Origin of the sequence: Elstera litoralis, from assembly GCF_000963705.1 — a bacterium.
Taxonomy (GTDB): domain Bacteria; phylum Pseudomonadota; class Alphaproteobacteria; order Elsterales; family Elsteraceae; genus Elstera; species Elstera litoralis.
Genome location: NZ_LAJY01000634.1, coordinates 1 through 1,482, shown reverse-complemented (window position 1 = coordinate 1,482; position 1,482 = coordinate 1). Strand labels below are relative to the sequence as shown.

General features: G+C 63.3%; 1 protein-coding gene and 1 pseudogene. Both read left to right on the top strand.

Annotated features, from left to right (window positions below):
- A pseudogene (locus VZ95_RS26010) lies at positions 1 to 631 on the top strand (xylose isomerase); the annotation flags it as partial.
- Positions 632 to 823: 192 nt separating this feature from the next.
- On the top strand, positions 824 to 1,482 hold a 659-nt coding region (locus VZ95_RS18465), incomplete at its 3' end, for an FGGY family carbohydrate kinase (RefSeq protein WP_045777167.1).

Genomic DNA, 1,482 nt, shown 5'->3' with positions numbered 1-1,482 from the left:
CACCAATCCTGATCGAGCCGAAACCTGCGAGCCGACCAAACATCAATATGATTTCGATAGCGCAACGGTTCATGCCTTCCTAGCGAACTATGGTTTGCTGGGCGAAGTGAAGCTGAATATCGAGGTCAATCACGCCACCCTTGCGGGCCATAGTTTCGAGCATGAAATCGCCTACGCCCTGGGTCACAATCTGCTCGGCAGCGTCGATCTCAATCGCGGCGACCCGCAAAACGGCTGGGATACCGACCAGTTCCCCACCGATTTGCAGGAAACGACCCTGGTGCTCTACCGCCTCCTGCAAGCGGGCGGGCTCGACACCGGCGGCTTCAACTTCGACGCCAAGGTGCGCCGCCAGTCCATCGACGCCGTCGATATGCTGCACGGCCACGTCGGCGGGCTCGATCTGTTGGCGCGCGCGCTGCTGAACGCCGAACAGATGATCCAAGACGGCCAACTCGCAGCCTTCGTCGCCGACCGTTATTCCGGTTGGAACAGCACCTTCGGGGCCGACATTCTCTCGGGCAAGCTCTCGCTCAGCGCAATCGCCGATGCCGCCGCCACCGGCCCCGCGCCGCAGCCCGTTTCCGGGCGGCAGGAAATGCTGGAAAATCTGGTTCAGCGGTTCGTTTAGGGGTCGAGTGTAGTGAGGGGCTCTGCCCCTCAACCCCGCTCAAGGGGCGACGGCCCTTGAGAATCCGCGATTTTACTGATCCTGAGTTGGGGGTCAGGATTAAGGAAATTGGATTGCCAAGGGACAAGTCCCTTGGCTGGGGTTCGGGGCGAAGCCCCGACATTTGATGGATTTAAAGCAAAGGGACGCATCGTGTATCTCGGGATCGATCTTGGCACCTCCGCGGTTAAAACCCTGCTGGTCGATGGCGACGAGCGGGTGATTGGCGAGGCCAGCGAAGCGCTGACCGTGCAACGCCCGCAGTTGCTCTGGTCGGAGCAAGACCCGGAATCCTGGTGGGCGGCGCTCAACCGGGCGATGCGGCGCTTGCGGCAGGATCATCCCCAGGATTTTGCCGCCGTCAAAGCCCTTGGCCTGTCCGGGCAGATGCATGGCGCGGTCTTGCTGGATGGGCAGGACCGGGTACTGCGCCCGGCGATTCTGTGGAACGATGGCCGGAGCGGTGCGGAATGCGCCCTGTTGGAAGAGCGGGTGCCGAATTCGCGCCAGATTACCGGCAATCTCGCCATGCCGGGCTTCACCGCGCCGAAGCTGCTGTGGGTGCAGCGCCACGAGCCGGAGATTTTCGCGCGAGTTGCGAAAGTGCTGCTGCCGAAGGATTATCTGCGCCTTCGGTTGAGCGGCGAGTATCTCTCCGACATGTCGGATAGCGCGGGTACGCTGTGGCTCGACGTGGCGGCGCGGGCTTGGTCGCCGGAGATGGTCGCGGCGACGGGTCTGCCGCTGTCGGCGATGCCGGGCCTCGTCGAGGGCTCGGCCCCGGCGGGGATCGTGCGGGCGGATGTGGCGCA